The organism is Persicirhabdus sediminis (assembly GCF_016595495.1).
GTDB classification, from domain to species: Bacteria; Verrucomicrobiota; Verrucomicrobiia; order Verrucomicrobiales; family Akkermansiaceae; genus Persicirhabdus; species Persicirhabdus sediminis.
In genome coordinates, this window is sequence record NZ_JAENIM010000034.1 from 103,733 (window position 1) to 120,096 (window position 16,364).

Annotated in this window: 17 protein-coding genes and 1 pseudogene; 6 read left to right on the top strand and 12 right to left on the bottom strand. The window is 50.5% G+C overall.

All coding sequences use genetic code 11. From position 1 onward, the window contains the following. Positions 1–197 precede the first annotated feature (197 nt). From JIN82_RS06775 to JIN82_RS17705, 3 genes and pseudogenes are all read right to left on the bottom strand, one after another. Positions 198–890, bottom strand: a complete 693-nt coding sequence (locus JIN82_RS06775; protein ID WP_200310881.1) for a pentapeptide repeat-containing protein — start codon at positions 888–890, stop codon at positions 198–200. An 11-nt stretch (positions 891–901) separates the two neighbouring features. Further along, a complete protein-coding gene (locus JIN82_RS17180; protein WP_234041827.1) occupies positions 902–1,351 on the bottom strand; it encodes a hypothetical protein in 450 nt (149 codons plus the stop codon). 87 nt (positions 1,352–1,438) lie between these two features. Next, positions 1,439–1,777 (bottom strand): annotated as a pseudogene (locus tag JIN82_RS17705) (polymorphic toxin-type HINT domain-containing protein); the annotation flags it as partial. On the opposite strand from JIN82_RS17705, the gene JIN82_RS06785 reads away from it, so the two are divergent. Beyond that, the gene (locus JIN82_RS06785; RefSeq protein ID WP_200310882.1) at positions 1,712–2,401 is read left to right on the top strand and encodes a hypothetical protein; all 690 of its coding nucleotides are present in this window, start codon (positions 1,712–1,714) and stop codon (positions 2,399–2,401) included. The pseudogene JIN82_RS17705 and the gene JIN82_RS06785 sit on opposite strands and share 66 nt — an antisense overlap. A gap of 34 nt (positions 2,402–2,435) precedes the next feature. Here JIN82_RS06785 and JIN82_RS06790 read toward each other — a convergent pair whose 3' ends face one another. The 4 genes from JIN82_RS06790 to JIN82_RS06805 all read right to left on the bottom strand — a co-directional run bounded on the left by JIN82_RS06790 (position 2,436) and on the right by JIN82_RS06805 (position 6,539). Beyond that, the gene (locus tag JIN82_RS06790; RefSeq protein ID WP_200310883.1) at positions 2,436–2,753 is read right to left on the bottom strand and encodes a DoxX family protein; all 318 of its coding nucleotides are present in this window, start codon (positions 2,751–2,753) and stop codon (positions 2,436–2,438) included. Positions 2,754–2,833: 80 nt separating this feature from the next. Further along, the gene (locus tag JIN82_RS06795) at positions 2,834–3,289 is read right to left on the bottom strand and encodes a MarR family winged helix-turn-helix transcriptional regulator (protein WP_200310884.1); all 456 of its coding nucleotides are present in this window, start codon (positions 3,287–3,289) and stop codon (positions 2,834–2,836) included. Positions 3,290–3,479: 190 nt separating this feature from the next. Next, the gene (locus JIN82_RS06800) at positions 3,480–4,217 is read right to left on the bottom strand and encodes a dienelactone hydrolase family protein (protein ID WP_200310885.1); all 738 of its coding nucleotides are present in this window, start codon (positions 4,215–4,217) and stop codon (positions 3,480–3,482) included. Between the two features lie 219 nt (positions 4,218–4,436). After that, complete coding sequence (locus tag JIN82_RS06805; RefSeq protein ID WP_200310886.1) at positions 4,437–6,539, bottom strand: leucine-rich repeat domain-containing protein; 2,103 nt, start codon at positions 6,537–6,539, stop codon at positions 4,437–4,439. A 350-nt stretch (positions 6,540–6,889) separates the two neighbouring features. On the opposite strand from JIN82_RS06805, the gene JIN82_RS06810 reads away from it, so the two are divergent. Then, positions 6,890–7,762, top strand: a complete 873-nt coding sequence (locus JIN82_RS06810) for a helix-turn-helix domain-containing protein (RefSeq protein WP_200310887.1) — start codon at positions 6,890–6,892, stop codon at positions 7,760–7,762. Here the strand turns inward: JIN82_RS06810 and fmt are convergent. The 4 genes from fmt to JIN82_RS06830 form a co-directional block, all read right to left on the bottom strand. Next, complete coding sequence (gene fmt / locus JIN82_RS06815) at positions 7,759–8,718, bottom strand: methionyl-tRNA formyltransferase (RefSeq protein ID WP_200310888.1); 960 nt, start codon at positions 8,716–8,718, stop codon at positions 7,759–7,761. The two genes, JIN82_RS06810 and fmt, sit on opposite strands and share 4 nt — an antisense overlap. An 85-nt stretch (positions 8,719–8,803) precedes the next feature. Continuing rightward, a complete protein-coding gene (locus JIN82_RS06820; protein WP_200310889.1) occupies positions 8,804–9,409 on the bottom strand; it encodes an adenylate kinase family protein in 606 nt (201 codons plus the stop codon). Positions 9,410–9,608: 199 nt separating this feature from the next. Then, the gene (locus tag JIN82_RS06825) at positions 9,609–9,827 is read right to left on the bottom strand and encodes a hypothetical protein (protein WP_234041829.1); all 219 of its coding nucleotides are present in this window, start codon (positions 9,825–9,827) and stop codon (positions 9,609–9,611) included. A 156-nt stretch (positions 9,828–9,983) separates the two neighbouring features. After that, positions 9,984–10,880 carry a LysR family transcriptional regulator gene (locus JIN82_RS06830; protein ID WP_200310891.1) on the bottom strand — a complete coding sequence of 299 codons (897 nt, stop codon included), beginning with the start codon at positions 10,878–10,880 and terminating at the stop codon, positions 9,984–9,986. Between the two features lie 147 nt (positions 10,881–11,027). On the opposite strand from JIN82_RS06830, the gene JIN82_RS06835 reads away from it, so the two are divergent. After that, on the top strand, positions 11,028–12,200 hold the full coding sequence (locus JIN82_RS06835; RefSeq protein WP_200310892.1) for an acetate/propionate family kinase: 1,173 nt from the start codon (positions 11,028–11,030) through the stop codon (positions 12,198–12,200). A gap of 9 nt (positions 12,201–12,209) precedes the next feature. Further along, positions 12,210–14,333, top strand: coding sequence for a phosphate acetyltransferase (gene pta, locus JIN82_RS06840; RefSeq protein WP_234041830.1), 2,124 nt, complete (start codon positions 12,210–12,212; stop codon positions 14,331–14,333). Here the strand turns inward: pta and JIN82_RS06845 are convergent. Continuing rightward, positions 14,330–14,488: a hypothetical protein gene (locus JIN82_RS06845; protein WP_200310893.1), complete on the bottom strand. Its 159-nt coding sequence runs from the start codon at positions 14,486–14,488 to the stop codon at positions 14,330–14,332. The two genes, pta and JIN82_RS06845, sit on opposite strands and share 4 nt — an antisense overlap. A gap of 156 nt (positions 14,489–14,644) precedes the next feature. On the opposite strand from JIN82_RS06845, the gene JIN82_RS06850 reads away from it, so the two are divergent. Together JIN82_RS06850 and JIN82_RS06855 are read left to right on the top strand one after the other, a co-directional pair. Then, a complete protein-coding gene (locus tag JIN82_RS06850) occupies positions 14,645–15,463 on the top strand; it encodes a tetratricopeptide repeat protein (protein WP_200310894.1) in 819 nt (272 codons plus the stop codon). Positions 15,464–15,605: 142 nt separating this feature from the next. Beyond that, positions 15,606–16,256, top strand: coding sequence for a bactofilin family protein (locus tag JIN82_RS06855; protein WP_325099480.1), 651 nt, complete (start codon positions 15,606–15,608; stop codon positions 16,254–16,256). The last annotated feature ends 108 nt before the right edge of the window (positions 16,257–16,364 follow it).

Below are 16,364 nucleotides of genomic sequence, written 5' to 3' on the forward strand. Positions count from 1 at the left end.
GTGAGTTGATTAGAATGCATTGCGGTCGATTGTATTAAGTTTGGTGACTACTGCTGAAGATGTGGGAATGGTGGGGAGGGCGGCCACTCGCTTACGCTTAAGCTCCAATGAGACTTTTGAATCGCACACTGCAGCTCTATGAATGGAGCAAAATGCACATGAGCCTAATGATTTGTTTGTCTCTTTATTTCTATCATTCAGGAAATGATGCAATCATTCTGAGCGCAAAACTCGATAAACTTCGCTGAATGAAGGTCGTTTGAGGCATAGAGGTACACAAAATCAGAACTGTTTAAATACATCTGGGTCTCTAGATCATCAGCGAGAGGCTCTTCCACGAGCCCTGACTCCAAGAGTGAAACCATCCGCTTATAGTTGATAAACTCACAGTGGCCATGCTTCGATTTTACAATCTTAGAGATAGGAACCCCAGATGTCAGTAGCTCAGAGTAGGCTTGCCCACCCATGACGTAGTCGCTCAAGTCTATCGCAACATCTATCTGTTCATAGGCCTGCTGATTCGCTTCTATGAAGGCTTTATTTGCAGGGCTGTTGATGTCTCTTCCTATATCCCATCGATGAGATCCTAAATATGTGCCTCGATGTGAGCCCGTGAACTTTACATTTGAATACAGACACGCATCAAATCGATTGATAGATTTGAACCAGCAATTCTCAAATTCAACATTATGAAAAGAAACCCCACACCAATCAACTTGTTTAAATTGACAGTTCGTGAATTTGACGTCTGAGATCACGATTCTTTTACGCGGATCACGTATATCAGTTCCCATATAGCTACCGCTGAAGATACATCTTTGATAATGAGCTGAACTCCAAGAAGGTAGATTTTCATCCTGACTATAATCGCATTTTGAATAAGTTTCCATACTGTAGTTAGTTAATAGGCTGGAACCAAAACATCATCTCCATATTTCTGGAATTTGATGCCTGAATGGTATTGTTTTACAGTGGTGACATCAAATTCCAACCCTTTAAACTGCCCGTGACCAATGAAATCTACGCTTGGCGCGCCGCCTCCATCTCCCACATGAGAGTATAGACGCCTCAAGGAAGATTTGTCTTTCACTAACTTAGCCACCCTTAGCTCAACAGCTTTGCCGTAAAACGCCTTATACAGGCCCGGTTTGTCACGAAGAGCCTTCATTCTGGGTCCACCAAGTACATCCCTCATTAAACCGGGAGAAGTAGCCAGATCGCTGACAGATTTATTCGTCAGTTTCTGCATGATCGCTAAACCCCTTATCCTTGTAATATCATTTTTGTTCACGATGCCTCTCGCTTCGAGGCGGTTTAGATACTTCTTACCATGCTTCAGGTAACCTTCCATAGCCCGGTGTGTGCCTTCAGCACAGAGGTTATGCACCCAGACGGCTTGCTCGGTGGAGCTTTCACCTTGTGGGGTGACGAAGTAGGTATGCCAGTCGGCGACCTCGAAGTTGTAGGTAGAGAAGTGCTCGCCAGCAGCGGATGTTTCCAGCTCGGTGCTCTCGATGACGGCGGTGCTGCCATCGGCCAGCTCGAGCCTTTCGCCCACTTCCAGCTCGCCCATGGTGATCCAGGCGAGGCGGTCGAGCGACCAAAACGGGTGCTCTGGGGTGCCGACTAGGGTCTGGCTAGATTCAGGTTGGCGACTCCCCTCGGGGTCATCGTCATCGCTGGCTGCCAGAGTGCGGCTGCTCTGCGATGAATGGGTCTTGTAACCCTTACTACGGTAGGTGAGGTGAACCAGCTGGGTCGGCTTGCTGCGGAACAGCTGAACGACGGGCTTGAAGCCTACCCCCCACGATCAGTTAGAAGAATTAAAATTCCTCACTTTGCACGGCTGGCGGGATGCGCTATGCCATTGGCGACGATGGACAAGGAGAGCATCAAAGAGAAAGTCATTCCCAGCGGACCTAAGGAAGTGGCTGAGCCAGAAAAAGAGCTACGCTTCACGCGTGCTGCTCAGGCGCCGCTGTTCTATTTGTTAGCTATCATATCATTCTGTGTGGCGATGGCATTTTTCATCCTCTCTACACAGAACTGGAGCACCAGCCCGCTGCTACCTGGCTGGTGGTGGGTATGTTTTCCCACCCTCATACTGTTTGTGATTTTCCTGCGGCTGGGCATGCGCTGTAGCCGCCACGCCTACATCCTGCTCACGCCGCTGGGTGTGGAGGTTTTCCCCTTTTTCAAACCTGAGAAAAACCTACAAGTGATTTATTGGTCTGAGATTGCCGACGCCGAGGTGCAGCTGGAAAAATGCCAACTAACATTGCATTACAACCAAGAAAAAACCGGCGGTGTCGTGGTCACACTCAAACCTATCTTGCCCGCCCAGCGCAAGCTACTCGCCACAGCTGTCAATGGTGTGATGGCGAAACTTGCTAAAAGCTAAGGACCTCACAGCTAGCTTATGGTTTTCAAAAAATCTAGCCAAACGCTACGATCAGCGCACATAAAACAAGCACTAGAATCGCAGGAAATGACTGTGAAATCGGGTGCTTTACTTTAATATGATTCGCAATGGCGCCTAACATCATCAAAACCATGCCCCCTGCTGCATATTGACGCAGGCCAGGTAACCATAAGCCAACAGCGGCCGCAACCTCAGCCAAACCTATCAAACGCATCGCTATCTTGGGTAAGCCAAATTCGGCAAATTGCTCCACCATGGGTTTGATACCCACCATTTTCAGAATGCCTGCTAGAGCCAACAAAATCGTTGCTGAATAAATAATAATATTCATGTCCTTTAATTTCTAATTTAAATCTTAGTCGTTCAATTTGGATATTCGATGCTCGTTCATCACTGGATATTTCAGTTACTCTAGCCTGCTAAATTTTCTAGCATCCGCACCAACATAGCTTTCAGCTCCCGCTCTTTTGCTTTAGAAATCCCGTGCATCGCCTGCTTCCTCAGCGCCATGGTCACAGGCATGCTAGATGCCACTAACTGACGACCTTTTGCGCTCACTGAAACTTCAACCACCCTGCGATCAGTCACCGAGGGAATACGTTCTACCAAGCCAGCTTTCACCAAGCCATCTAGCTGGCGTTTCAATGTCGTTGCATCGCGGCCTAATATTTCAGCCAGCTCACTCATCTTTTTGGCCGAATCCATATTGGCTAACGCCGTTAAGATGCTCACACCCTCGGCTGATAGGGAAATCCCAGCATCATATAAGGCTGTAGCTAAACGTAGCTGAAGCTGATGAGCAACTCGCCCAACAAGAAAGCCAGTCGCCATTTCTGGATCAATTGATTTTAGTTTTTCTTCGCTCATTACCTGTACTATACAGGTAAAATTCACGCTGTCAAAAAAGTACCTGTATTATACAGATACTTTCTATAATAGCTCAAGCATGATGGGCCTGAATGGCTTATGCGAAGGTAGATTTTCTACCCTGATCCGCCACGCAGGAATTTAGCAATACCTAAGGGTTTGTAATCCCAGCTGGCTAACTGAGTCCAAATTACCTCAGCGCGCGGTGAAATAAGTCGAGCACCAGGCGCTGGGCTAACATCGCCAGCTCTGGGTCGTAGCGATCGCCTTCGTCACGCATGAAGGCATGCGGCGCATTCAGCTCATGCCAGGTGAAGTTAACTTCGTTATCGGTGAATTTTTGATAGATCAGCTGGCGACCCTCCACTGGCACATGTGGGTCCTGACGACCAAATAACATCATCACCTCGCCATTGATCTCGCGCAGACGATCAATAGTCTGTGGCAAGTTTCCAGCTGGCATGGTGCAGGAATGAACATCGGTAGCGTAGTAACAAGCGGCGGCACTCACGCGAGCATGCAGCGCAGCGCGCAGCGCAAGATGGCCACCGAGACAAACTCCCCAGGATCCTAACACGCCATTGCAGAAATCCTGCTCGTCCAGCCAGCTAACAATCGCTTCAGTATCGGTGTCGTGATCGCTCAGCGGCTTGGTAAACTTATCGTCATTACCTTTGTCTTTTCCTTCATCATCGTAGGCTAACACCGTGCCAATAGGATTGAGTTCATGAAAAACCTCGGGCACCACTACCACATAGCCGTGACCAGCTAGAAATGCCGCGGTGCGGGCAATCGGTGCGGTGATCTGAAAAATCTCTGAATAGAAAATAACTGTTGGATAAGCTCCAGCTCGCTCGGGGCGGAAAATTCCACAGCGCATCGTGCCTGTAGCTGTTGATAGATCGACAGATGATTGGGTGATAGTCATGACTATGATCTAGCGCAAACTCGATGCCATTCAATCACATAGAAAAATTTGTCTGGCATGAATCCATGCAGGATCGACAGCTTCCAGCCTAACTCATCCAGCTAGTTGGTATTCGATTTCACTCCCAACAGGTCGATTTTTGAGACCCTAGCTAGACTTGTGCTCCTACAGGTGATTAGGCCCACTTACGACACGCTAGCATGTCTCATGCTTCACTCACTATTCCAAACCAGCCCGGGCCACCACGAGGCGCAGGAACACCTTTGTTTCTGTAGCTGGTACACTAGCCGTAATTTCACCATCGGCATTGATAGGTGTCAGGCTCACACCTTGGCTATCCCAATCGATTAGGTTATGACTCTGTTCCACAAAGTAATCCACCCCTAACTCTTCGGCTTTAAAAGTAATCTCCACAGTTTCCTGCTGCAGATCGGCCTGCGGCATCTGTGAAGCCAGATGATCATCCGGATCTAGGCCCAATGCCTTCGCCATAAATAAACTTACACCATCTCCAGAGTCATCAGCAAAAACATCCACGTCATGGTCACGATTCTGAGAAATCAACCACTCAGCCTCAGGGTAAATAGACCTATCTATTTCTTCTGATTTCACCCCCATCCAATTAGGTGAAGTAAAGCCTGTGCGGTCTGAGAAATAATAAATGATAAACTCATTTGGTAAGTTATTAAATGCTTCTGATCCAGCAGGAGCATCCCCTAAGAAATACACTGCTCTTAAGGCTAGGCACCAGCTAACAGCACTCACAGATAGATTATTTACACTCGTAGGAATAACCATGGATTCTATATAGGTACACCCCCAAAAAGCTTGCTCTGCAATACTTTCTACCGAGTCCGGCAGATGATAAACTGACAATTTTTTGTCTACAGGGTAAAAGATCAGGTGCTTTTGGGCTGCATCAAACAAAACTCCATCAACAGAGCTATAGCTAACATTTCCAGTGGTAACATTGATGGCCCCCAAAGAACTGTGGGTAAACGCACCCTCATCTATCCTCTCCACACTCGCTGGCAAATCTAGCATCCTCAGCGAAGTACACGAAGCAATAATATTACTTCCGATCGTCAGAAGCCCTTCTGATAAAATTAGTTCTTGCAAACTCGAGCACCCAGCAAATGTACTAGTGGCGAGAGCTTCAACACTCCCCGGAAGACGAACTTTACCTAATGAGCTACAATTAATGAACGCATAAGCTCCAATGCTCTCGATCCCCTCTGATAGGCTGATCGTTTCCATCTTTTCACAATAATAAAATGCTCTCTGCCCAATACTCTTCACACTCGAGGGGATACTTATCTCAACGAGACTTATACAATCTAAAAAGGCAGCATCACCGATGCTATCTACTCCGCTAGGAATGTTTATTGACTGTAATTTATAACAACATGAGAAAGTGCCAGAATCAATCCGAGCGATCTGGCTAGGTAATGTAACAGATTCTAAAACTTCGCAGCTAGCAAATGCATCAGGCCCGATATTTCTAACTTTCAGCTGAAACTCTATGCTCTTCATTTGTGTACAATCGGAAAATGCTTCCTCTCCAATATCCGTCAGATAGGCTGGCAGCTCTACTGATGTGATAGAACTACAGTTTTTAAAGGCTCCATCTTCAATCACTAACACCGGAAGTTGATCTATGTAATCAGGAATGTTCATCGCTCCAGAAAACGAGGTGTCGCAACTTTCGATGTGAATGGCCCCGTCTAATTCAAAATAGCTTAGAGCCTCGATTCCATATAAGAATGGGCTAGACAAAACGATGCCTCCTCCCCAATGCTCATGGTAGAAGCCACTAGCAGTATCACGGCAGTGAACAGTGACCCAGTATTCCACCTCACCTTCTATTATGTCCTCGAATATATAAGAATTTATCGAAGGTGCGTCACCTTCAAAATAAATGTCTGTGAGGGATTCACAGGCAACGAAAGCTCGCTGACCTATGTGACCTACACTTGCAGGAATAACGACTTCATTGAGGCTCACACAAGCTACAAAGGCATCAGAACCTATGCTTTGAAGGTTTGATGACAATTGGATACTCACGAGCGATCTGCACTCGCAAAATGCTGAAGCACCAATTTCAATTACACTATCTGGCAACTCTATCTTAGTTAGCAAATCACACCCATCAAATGCATGTTGCTGAATAACTTTCACAAGATGGCCTTCTATTTTTTCGGGGATAATCAACTCACCACTAGCCTTATCATTACATCTCTCAATAATGATCGTCTCATCATCTTGAATCGACCATTGCAGATCATCTATATCAGCTGCTAGTGATGGTTGTAGAGCCGCCAAACAAAGACTCGCTAATAGAAGCAACAGATATGGGTAGCGTGGAAGAGCCGGGTACATATAGAAAATCTACACATCACGTTAGAGCGTGAAAGCAGATAATCAATTTCGCAGGCAAAAAAAATCACCCTAAGCAACAGATTCTAAAGAAATAAGGGAGCTGGATAATCTGGACCATTCCCAATGCCCAACAGCAGCGCATTGGAGTGTAGATCGCTTTATTGGGGCGTCACGACATGCCGGTTCTATGCTAGCTAGCCATCGACTTCATTTACAAAAATGCCAAGTTTATTTGCTCTGTGACAAACAAGTAATAACTGGACAAATCATACACTCGTGCTGAACTGAAATTGATGTTGATAGCGGATCTAATTCACACACTGAGAATCAAGGTGTACTCGATCGAGCATCTAACGATTGGCGATTGGTGGTCATATAAAAATGTCAACAGCCCGTTCACGCGGCTGTATTTCACACCGCGATCATCGCGCACCTATATCGAGCATCACGGTGAACGATTTTTGCTAGAACCGGGGACTATGGTCATTGCTCCGCCCTATACACCGGTGAACTATATCTGCGAAGATTTCTGCGAGATGTACGGGGTGATTTTTTCCGCTCAGCTGGGCTCGGAAGTTGACCTGTTCACCTTGAATGATCTCAATTGGTCGCAGCGTGCTGAGGGATTTATTCCGTCCTTATTTGAGCGCTTGGTAGAGATCAACCCGGACCGGCAAATGAAGATCGCTGATCCCTTTCACAAAGCCTATAATGCGACCATAACAGCGCAACATGACTACCAGCAACCTTTCCACGAGTCGATGGAAACGGAGGCAATCATCAAGCTCATCATCTCGCGCTTTCTCGAATCTGATGCGAATCCAAAACCGTGCCAGAACCAGCTCAACCAAGAAAGAGTTCTGCAGGCGATCGACTATATCGAGAGCCACATGAGCGAAAACCTAACACTGGACAAATTATCGAGTTTGGCCAATGTGCACCCAACGTATTTCTCCAATGTGTTTGTGGATATATTAAATGTTAGACCGTCAGTATACATCCAACAAAAACGCATTGAAAAAGCCCAGCTTCTGCTAGTTTCGACGAGTAAGCCAGTCAAACAGATCGCCACAGAAGTGGGCTTCAAAGACCCCGACTACTTTTTCAGGGCCTTCAAAAAAGTCACTGGCTGCACACCGCGCAGCTACCGTATTTCCTACGCCTAAGCAAGCTGATCACCTGTGGTGATTTTTCCTGAGCGGGCGAAGTCTGCTGCGCTCATGCGCTTGCTACCATCTGGCTGCAAGGTGGTGATTTTCAGCGCTCCAGACCCGCAGGCTACGGTGATGCCGTCATCTCCAGCTGAGATGATAGATCCTGGAGTTAGGGCGTCATTGCCAGCTAGCTCGACGAGCTCAGTCTGCGGGAAAATCTTCAGTCGTTTCGGCCCTTTGGCATCTGAGAAGGTGGTGTAGGTTCCTGGCCACGGGTCGTAGGCGCGGATGCGGCGCTCGATGTTTTCAGCTGGCTGGCTCCAGTCTAGCAGTCCGTGGTCGCGGAGAAGTTTTGGCGCGTAGTTAGACAATGCATCATCTTGTGGCTGGCGGCTGGCACTGCCGTCGATGAGTTTTTCTAATGCCTCCATCATGGCGGCTGGAGCTATATCTGCTAGGCGGTCATGTAGCTGCCCTGCGGTTTCTTTTTCACCGATGGCGGTGGAGTGCAGGACGATGATGTCGCCGGCGTCGAGCTCTTTGACTACATGCATGACGGTCATGCCTGTTAGCTGATCTCCTTGATCAATGGCAGTTTGGATACATGAGGCGCCGCGGTGTTTGGGCAGTAGTGATGCGTGGAGGTTGATGATGGCTTTGCTAGGGATGTCTAGCAGCGCTTGGGTAAGGATTTGGCCGTAGGCCATGACAATGATGATGTCTGGCTGCAGTGCTTCTAGCTGGGCGAGGAATTCGCCATCACGAGCTTTTTCTGGCTGCATCACGGGGATGCTCGCTTGCTCGGCCATGACTTTGATCTTTGGCGGCGTGACGATTTGCTTGCGACCGACTTTTTTATCTGGCTGGGTGACCAGCGCTACGGTCTCGAGATCTGAATCTAGCAATGCCTGCATGGATGGCAGGGCGATGTCGCCGGTTCCCATAAAAATAACACGTGGAGCACTCATGATTGGTTAGAAATATTTGCTAGTAAGTAGATAAAAAAGGCGCCCGCTATTGGACGCCTTTTTAGAAATGATTTTCAGCTAGAGATTAGAGGTCTAGCTTGGTGATTTTGTTGAGGATATCGGAGAGCGTTTTGACTGGTGTCTGCAGCGCGTCGATATTGGCGATCGCGTCCTCTGAGTAGAACTCAAGCATTGGCTTGGTTTCAGCTTCGTAGGTGGCGATGCGCTTGTTGATGGTCTCTTCGTTGGCGTCGTCGAGACGGTTTTCTTTAACCGCGCGGCGCTTCATGCGGCGAACGAGTTCTTCGCGATCTGGGCATGAGAGATGGATGACTTGGATAACGTCGACGTATTGGTCGAGGATCTTCGCTTGGTTGAGGCTACGTGGGATGCCGTCGAGCAGGATGATGTCTGAGTCTGGTGAGTAGACGCCACTGTCGATCCACTTTTTCACTTGAGCCACCCAGAGTTCCACAGTCATTTCATCAGGGATGAGCTGGCCGGTGGATGAGACTTCAACGAACTTTTTGCCGAGTTCGGAGTTGGTGTCTAGTGCGCGGAAGACGTCGCCACATGCACAATGGAAAAAACCTGGAATTTCACCAAGTACGCGGCCTTGAGTTCCTTTACCGGATCCTGGAGCACCGAATAAAACGAAAGCTTTAAGGCGTTTTGGAAATGCGTCAGTCATAGATGGGCGGGAACATAGATAATGTCCCGCGTCATGCAAGAGGATTTGCGTACCATTCGTCGCAAATTTTCATTTTTTTTACGAATGACAAAAAACCAGCTAGCCAGCTGGTGAGCTCTCTAGCTGAGTGATTTACACCTCAGAGAGAAAAAATACCTTGCTGGGTGGAGGATTTCCCCCCACGCCAGCTGGCAGAAAATTAGTTACGAGTATAGCTACTGGTATTGCTATAGGTGCCGTACTTTGGGTCACCCGTGGAGGTGGCGTAGCCGAGCACACCACCGGCTGCGGCGCCTGCTGCAGCACCTTCCCAGCCACCAAAAGCACCACCGATGGCACCACCGATGATGGCGCCAGTGAAGCTCTTGGCTGTGTGTTCAGGAGTGGCGCAGCTGCTGAATGCTAAGCAGGACACCATTGCTAAAGACAAATAAACCTTGGTCTTCTTGATCATGAATAAAAAACTGCACACGAATCGCCGAGGCGACAAGCATCTAATCGCCTATTTAGCGCATACAATCCTTAGTTTCAAAGGGCTGAATCAAACGCGCCGCCAGATCCTCAGCTGGCTGAATTAGTTATCCAGCTGCTCGAGTTGTTTGGATTTGGCCACTGCCATATCAACAAATTCTTGGGCGATGGGTTTGAGTTCCCCTTGGTACATCAGGCCCACTTTGACAGTCGGGAATCCAGCTAGTGGGATAGCTTTGACCTGCGGTGAGATTTTCACCCCGGGGATGCGCACGGCGACGCCCACACCAAACCCGCTGGCCACATACCGCTCCATCATGTCTAGCGAGCTGACTTCTACCGAGCTCTGCCACGCTACCTTGCGGCGGCTGAGTTCGCGCTGGAAAATCACATTGAGCACCTCGTGCTCTGGCAGCGAGATGAGCGGCATCTGGCTGGTAAATTGGCGACCGAGGGCATCGGTCACTAGTAGGTCGTCGAAGCTGGTATGATCACAATCAGCTGGCAGCAATAATAGCAGCTCTAGCTGGGCGAGCTCGATGGAGCGCAGCCCGTCGCCAAGTTTGTCGTGCACCACGCTGAGTCCCACATCGGCCTCTTGGCTGGTGAGCAATCCGTGAATCTCGGCGGGATCGACATCGCGCAGCGTGAGCTTGAGCTCTGGTTGTTGTTGTTTGAGCTGGGCGAGCACATCTGGCAGGTGGTAGCGCAGGATGCTGGCGGCGGCGGCAATGCGTAGGTGTTTGCTTTCATCACCAGCCAGCCGCGTTTCCATATCGGGCAGGCGGGAGAAAAAAGGATATACAAAATCATATAAAAGCTCCCCCTCGCGAGTGAGGGCAAATGGCCGACGATTGAATAACTTTACACCGAGAGATTTTTCCAGCTGTAGCAGTTGCCCGCTCACCGCTGGTTGCTGAATGCCAAAGGGCATCATCCTTACTGCAGCCGTAATCCCCTCGTATTTAGCTACATAATAAAAAAGCTCTAGATGGTGCACATTCATCACCAACAGCATGGCCTAGCTAGCCCGCCAGTGACAAGCTCATCCAGCAAAATATGCGTAAAATGCAAATTGTGTCATTTGCTATGCATCTCTGCTTTCCTCTTGCTTTCCTGCCTAGTCAGGGTGAGCTTACCCACAATCATGTCGATACTCGTTCTAAACAGTGGTTCTTCATCACTCAAATTTGCCATATTCCCAGAAGGTCAAGAGGACGCCAGCGTGGAAGGCATTGCTGAGCAACTCAACTCTGATGCCGCACAAGTCGTCATCAAACGTGATGGGAAGAAAAGTGAAACGGCTCTCAGCGGAGCTGACCATAAACAAGCGCTACAGTTCATCCTTGAGCAGCTGCCTGAGACACCTCGCGCTGTGGGGCACCGCATCGTTCACGGCGGAGAACACTTTACTGAACCAGCACTCGTCACCTCTAAGGTGATTGATGAGATCCGCGCTACCGTACCTCTCGCGCCGCTGCACAACCCAGGCAGCCTGCTGGGCATCGAGACCATGGTCGAGCTCTATCCAGAGCTCCCGCAAGTCACCGTATTCGACACCGCATTTCACCAGACATTGCCTGAGTTTGCCTACCGCTACGCATTGCCAGAAAAATGCTACCGCGACTACAGCGTGCGCCGCTATGGTTTCCACGGCACCAGCCACTCGTACGTCTCCAAAGCAGCTGCCGCTGAACTTGGTTTTGATTTAGAAAACTCACGTGTGCTGGTAGCTCACCTCGGCAATGGAGCTTCTACATGCGCCGTTCTCAATGGCAAAAGCGTTGATACCAGCATGGGACTCACACCGCTCGAAGGCCTCGTCATGGGCACACGCAGCGGTGATGTAGATCCAAGTTTGCACCAATACCTCGCCACCGCAGCTGGCATGAGCTTGGAAGAAATCAACAACATGCTCAACAAAGAGTCCGGCTTGCTCGGCCTCAGCCAAGGCGCCTCCAACGACATGCGCACACTGCGCGGACTCGCCAGCGAAGGCAACCAGCCAGCCGCATTAGCCATTGAAATTTTCTGTTACAGACTAGCTAAGTCATTGGCGGCGCTATGTGTGGCAACGGGCGGCTTAGACTACCTCATCTTCACGGGTGGCATTGGAGAAAATGATCCAGCTATTCGCGAGCGAGTGACTGAGAAGCTAGCCTTCCTCGGCCTAGAAATAGATGCCGATGCCAATGCCAACCACGGCGAAAATAATCACGGAATCATCACCACTGCCGACAGCCCAGCCACCGCGCTGACTATCTGCACGAAGGAAGAATTCATGATTGCCCAGCTTACTGCGCAAACCATTTCTAAATAAACTACTATCATGCACACCTTCCTCATCGTTCCAGCTGGAATGCACGCAGGCCTTACGTCCGCCTCCGTGGGTCTTGTTCACTCACTAGACCGTCTCGGTATGCGCGTGGGATTTTTCAAACCCATCAGCCAATCGTACGACGAGCGCGGCAGCGACCTCTCATCTGAGTACGTCCGCGCCATCTCTGCGGTTGAAGCACCTGACCCAATCTCCGTAGACGCCGCTCGCGAGTGGACATCTACCGCGCATACAGAAAACCTGCTTGAGGAAATTGTCTCGCGCTTCCAGACCGCCGCCGAAGGCATGGACGTCATGGTCGTGGAAGGCTTACACGTTTCCCACAACCACGCATTTCTCAACTCACTCAACCCAAAACTGGCCAGAGCACTCAATGCCGACGTCATCCTCGTATCCAACTGCCAGGACATGGACGCCGCCCAGCTCAACCAGCACATCGAGAGCGCCGGCGAACCATTTGGTGGTGCCGCTAGCGCCAATGTGATTGGCTGCATCCTCAACCAAGTCAAACCATCCGAGCTGCTCGGGCCACGCCTCGACGATACCGAGCAAGTCAACTGGGCATACAACAAAATCATCCGCCAAGTCACCTGCTTCCGCAAAGAACACCTGCACCTACTTGGCGTCATTCCATTCCGTGAGTCGCTCACATCATTCCGTACTTCAGACCTGATCAGACCACTCGAAGCCACCGTGCTTTTTGAAGGGGAAATCGACACCCGCCGAGTCAGCGAGACTCACCTGTGCGCACGCGACATTTCCCATCTCCCTCAGGTCTATCACGCCGGCTCATTAGTCGTCACACCAGCTGACCGCTCAGACGTCATCATCGGCTGTGCCTATGCGGCGCAAAAAGGCATCCAGCTGGCTGGACTCATCCTCACCGGCGACCTCGAGCCAAACCAAAACGTGCTCGATTTCTGCGGCTCAGCCTTCGAGACCGGTCTTCCAGTGATGGCGGTGAAAACCACCTCATTCGAAACCGCTCGCAACCTCACTGCCGTCAGCCCAGAAATTCCAGCTGACGACGTCGCTCGCCTGCAGCAGCTGGTTGGCCACATCGCCCGCCACATCGATACTGGCTGGATGGAAAACCACTGCTCAGCACCGCAGAAAATCCGCCTTTCACCACCGGCATTCCGCCACCTCATCAACCAGAAAGCACGCAGCAATCCAAAACGCATCGTGCTGCCAGAGGGCTGCGAACCACGCACCTTGGAAGCCGCTGTAATCTGCCACCGCCGCAAGATCGCCGAGCCCGTTCTCATCGGTTCACCAGAGGAAGTCAACAGCGCGGCCAAAAAACACGGTATCGCCCTGCCAAGCGACATCGAGATCCTCGATCCAGTTCTCCACCGCGCTCGCTACGTCAGCTCACTCTACGAGCTGCGTAAGCACAAAGGCATGACTCCAGCTCAGGCAGAAAGCACGCTGGAAGACAATATCACCCTCGCCACCATGATGCTGGCCAAGGGAGATGTCGACGGCCTCGTTTCCGGAGCTATCCACTCCACCGCAGACACCATTCGTCCAGCTCTCCAGCTGATCAAAAAAGCGCCATCAGCCGCTGGTGTTTCCTCAGTCTTCTTCATGTGTCTGCCTAAACAGGTGCTGGTTTACGGTGACTGCGCCGTCAACCTCGATCCAAAAGCCGAGCTGCTCGCAGACATCGCCATCCAGAGTGCTGAGTCAGCCGTTGCCTTTGGCATTGAGCCGCGCATCGCCATGATTTCCTACTCCACCCTAGGATCTGGCGGTGGTGCTGATGTAGAAAAAGTCATCGAAGCTACCAAACTCGTGCGCGAACGTCGTCCTGACTTACTCGTCGACGGCCCACTGCAATACGATGCCGCATCCAACTCAGGCGTCGCCAAAACCAAAGCACCTGACAGTGAAGTCGCTGGTCGCGCCACCGTATTTGTCTTCCCAGACCTCAATACCGGCAACACCACCTACAAAGCCGTGCAGCGTTCCGCCAACGTCGTTTCTGTCGGCCCAGTGCTGCAAGGCCTGCGCAAACCAGTCAACGACCTGTCCCGTGGAGCCAACGTCGACGACATCGTCTTCACCATCGCCATCACCTCCATTCAGGCGCAACAAGCTCAGACGGTCTAAGCAGCCAGCTGAAAATCCATTTCTCCATGACGGCATCCACCTGCGGATGCCGTCATTTTTTTACCGCCAACTCGGCTGAGCTGACGTAAAACCATCACCATCTCGCAGGCTAGACGAGCGCCAGCGGCACATTGCCAATCTGGTGAAAACTTCACCCCCCTTAAGCATCCAAATCTGCCAGATTGCGGCAAATTTGCCCAAATCCACCCCAAATCACCCAAATTGTGGAAAAAATCATACGCAGATTCCTCTGATTACGAATTCCCGCCTTGCCACTCAGGGTCTTGTTGGCTATGCACTGCATCAAGATTATGGCAGAAATTCCAGCACCACTCGCAGAGATCGAAACTGGCCCATCAAAACTCGATCAGTTCCTCGACCAACACTCGAAAAAGTTACTCATTGCCGCCGTTCTTATCGCCATTGCGGTAGGTGCCTACGTCATTTATGACGGTGTGGCTGAAGGTAAACTTCGCGATGCCGGCGCCGCCCTCACGGCAGCAGAAGGCACCGACGGACTCGAACAAGTTATGACCGCCTACGACGGCACCGCCACTGGTGGTAGCGCCATGCTCATGCTTGCCGACCTACAGCGCGAAGAATCTGTGGATTCAGCCATCGGCACACTGCAACAGTTCCTCATCAAATACCCAGAACACCCAGCAGTAGCCAGCGCACAAACCAAACTCGGCCTGCTACTCATCAACCAAGGTAAAGCTGACGAAGCCGCCACCTACCTTGACAAAGTCATTGCTAGCCAGAATGCTGGTTACATCGCCCCACTCGCCAACATTGCACTCGGCGACATCGCCAAAGCCAAAGGCGACCTCGCAGCAGCTAAAGATTTCTACACCACAGCAGTAGAAAGTGGCATCGCCCTCAGCGATGATGAAGATGCCTTCCGCCAAAACCCGTTCAAACAAACCGCACAAGACCGCGTTTTGCTGCTCAATGCTGAAGCTCCTGTGATGATCAAGCCTGTCGCTCCTAAGGCTCCAGCCTCATCACCAGCCCTGCCAGCTATCCCTCAAGCAGGCGGTGACGACGATATCCAAGCGCCATCATTCGCTCTGCCAACGCAACTGCCAGAAAGCTCACCTGCTGAGCCAACTGAAACACCCGCGCCATAACTCCCGTATCCAAATCAAACCCCCAATCAAATTTCATTAATTAGAAATTTGAATTTTATGAGAATTGCCTTGTAATAAGGTATTCTATTTCCACTTATTAGCAGTGCCTAAACTGCATAAACTATTAGCCAACTGATTCGCCGTGTTCAAGAAAGTCATCGGGCAGAAGCCCACCCAGCCAGGCGCAGAATCTGCGCCAAAATCTCCAGCTAGCTCCCCAGCTCCAAGCGCAGCACCCGCGCCAAAAAGCCCTGCACCTACAAATGCCACACAGAAGCAAATGCCAGTAACTCAACCAAGTAGCGCTCCAGCTGCCCGTAAATCCGCCGCCGCACCAAGTGGTCGCAACGTCCTCAGTACTGACGTAGAAATCACCGGTAGCATCAAATTTACCAACGATCTCGTCGTTGACGGCCGCATCGAAGGCAACATCGAATCTGACGGTTCTCTTACCGTTGGTGAAAATGCTGTTATCAAAGCCGCCATCAATACCCGCTCAGTCATCATCTACGGCAAAGTAGAAGGTAACATCACCGTCACAGAACGTGTAGAGCTCAAAGAAAATGCCGAACTCATCGGTGACATCGCTGCCGCCACCCTCGCTATCGAGCCAGGCGCGATCTTCTCAGGTAAGTCAGTCATTGGCAAACCAAGTAAAACCCCAGCCCAAGCTACGCCGGCAAAAAAGCCAAATAGCAAGTCAGAGACCCGTAAACCAGCCCAAGCAAAAGCTGCTCCTGCAGTTCAGCAAATGGGCAACACTCAGCGCGTTACCATTAAGGCCAACGCCTAGTTCGCTTTTTAAAGCCACTCCGGCTTGCTAAATATTCCCAGAATTTCCCCACGCCCGTCGCCCACGCGACGGGCGTTTTTTCTTCCTCCACAGCCAGCTGCCACAGGA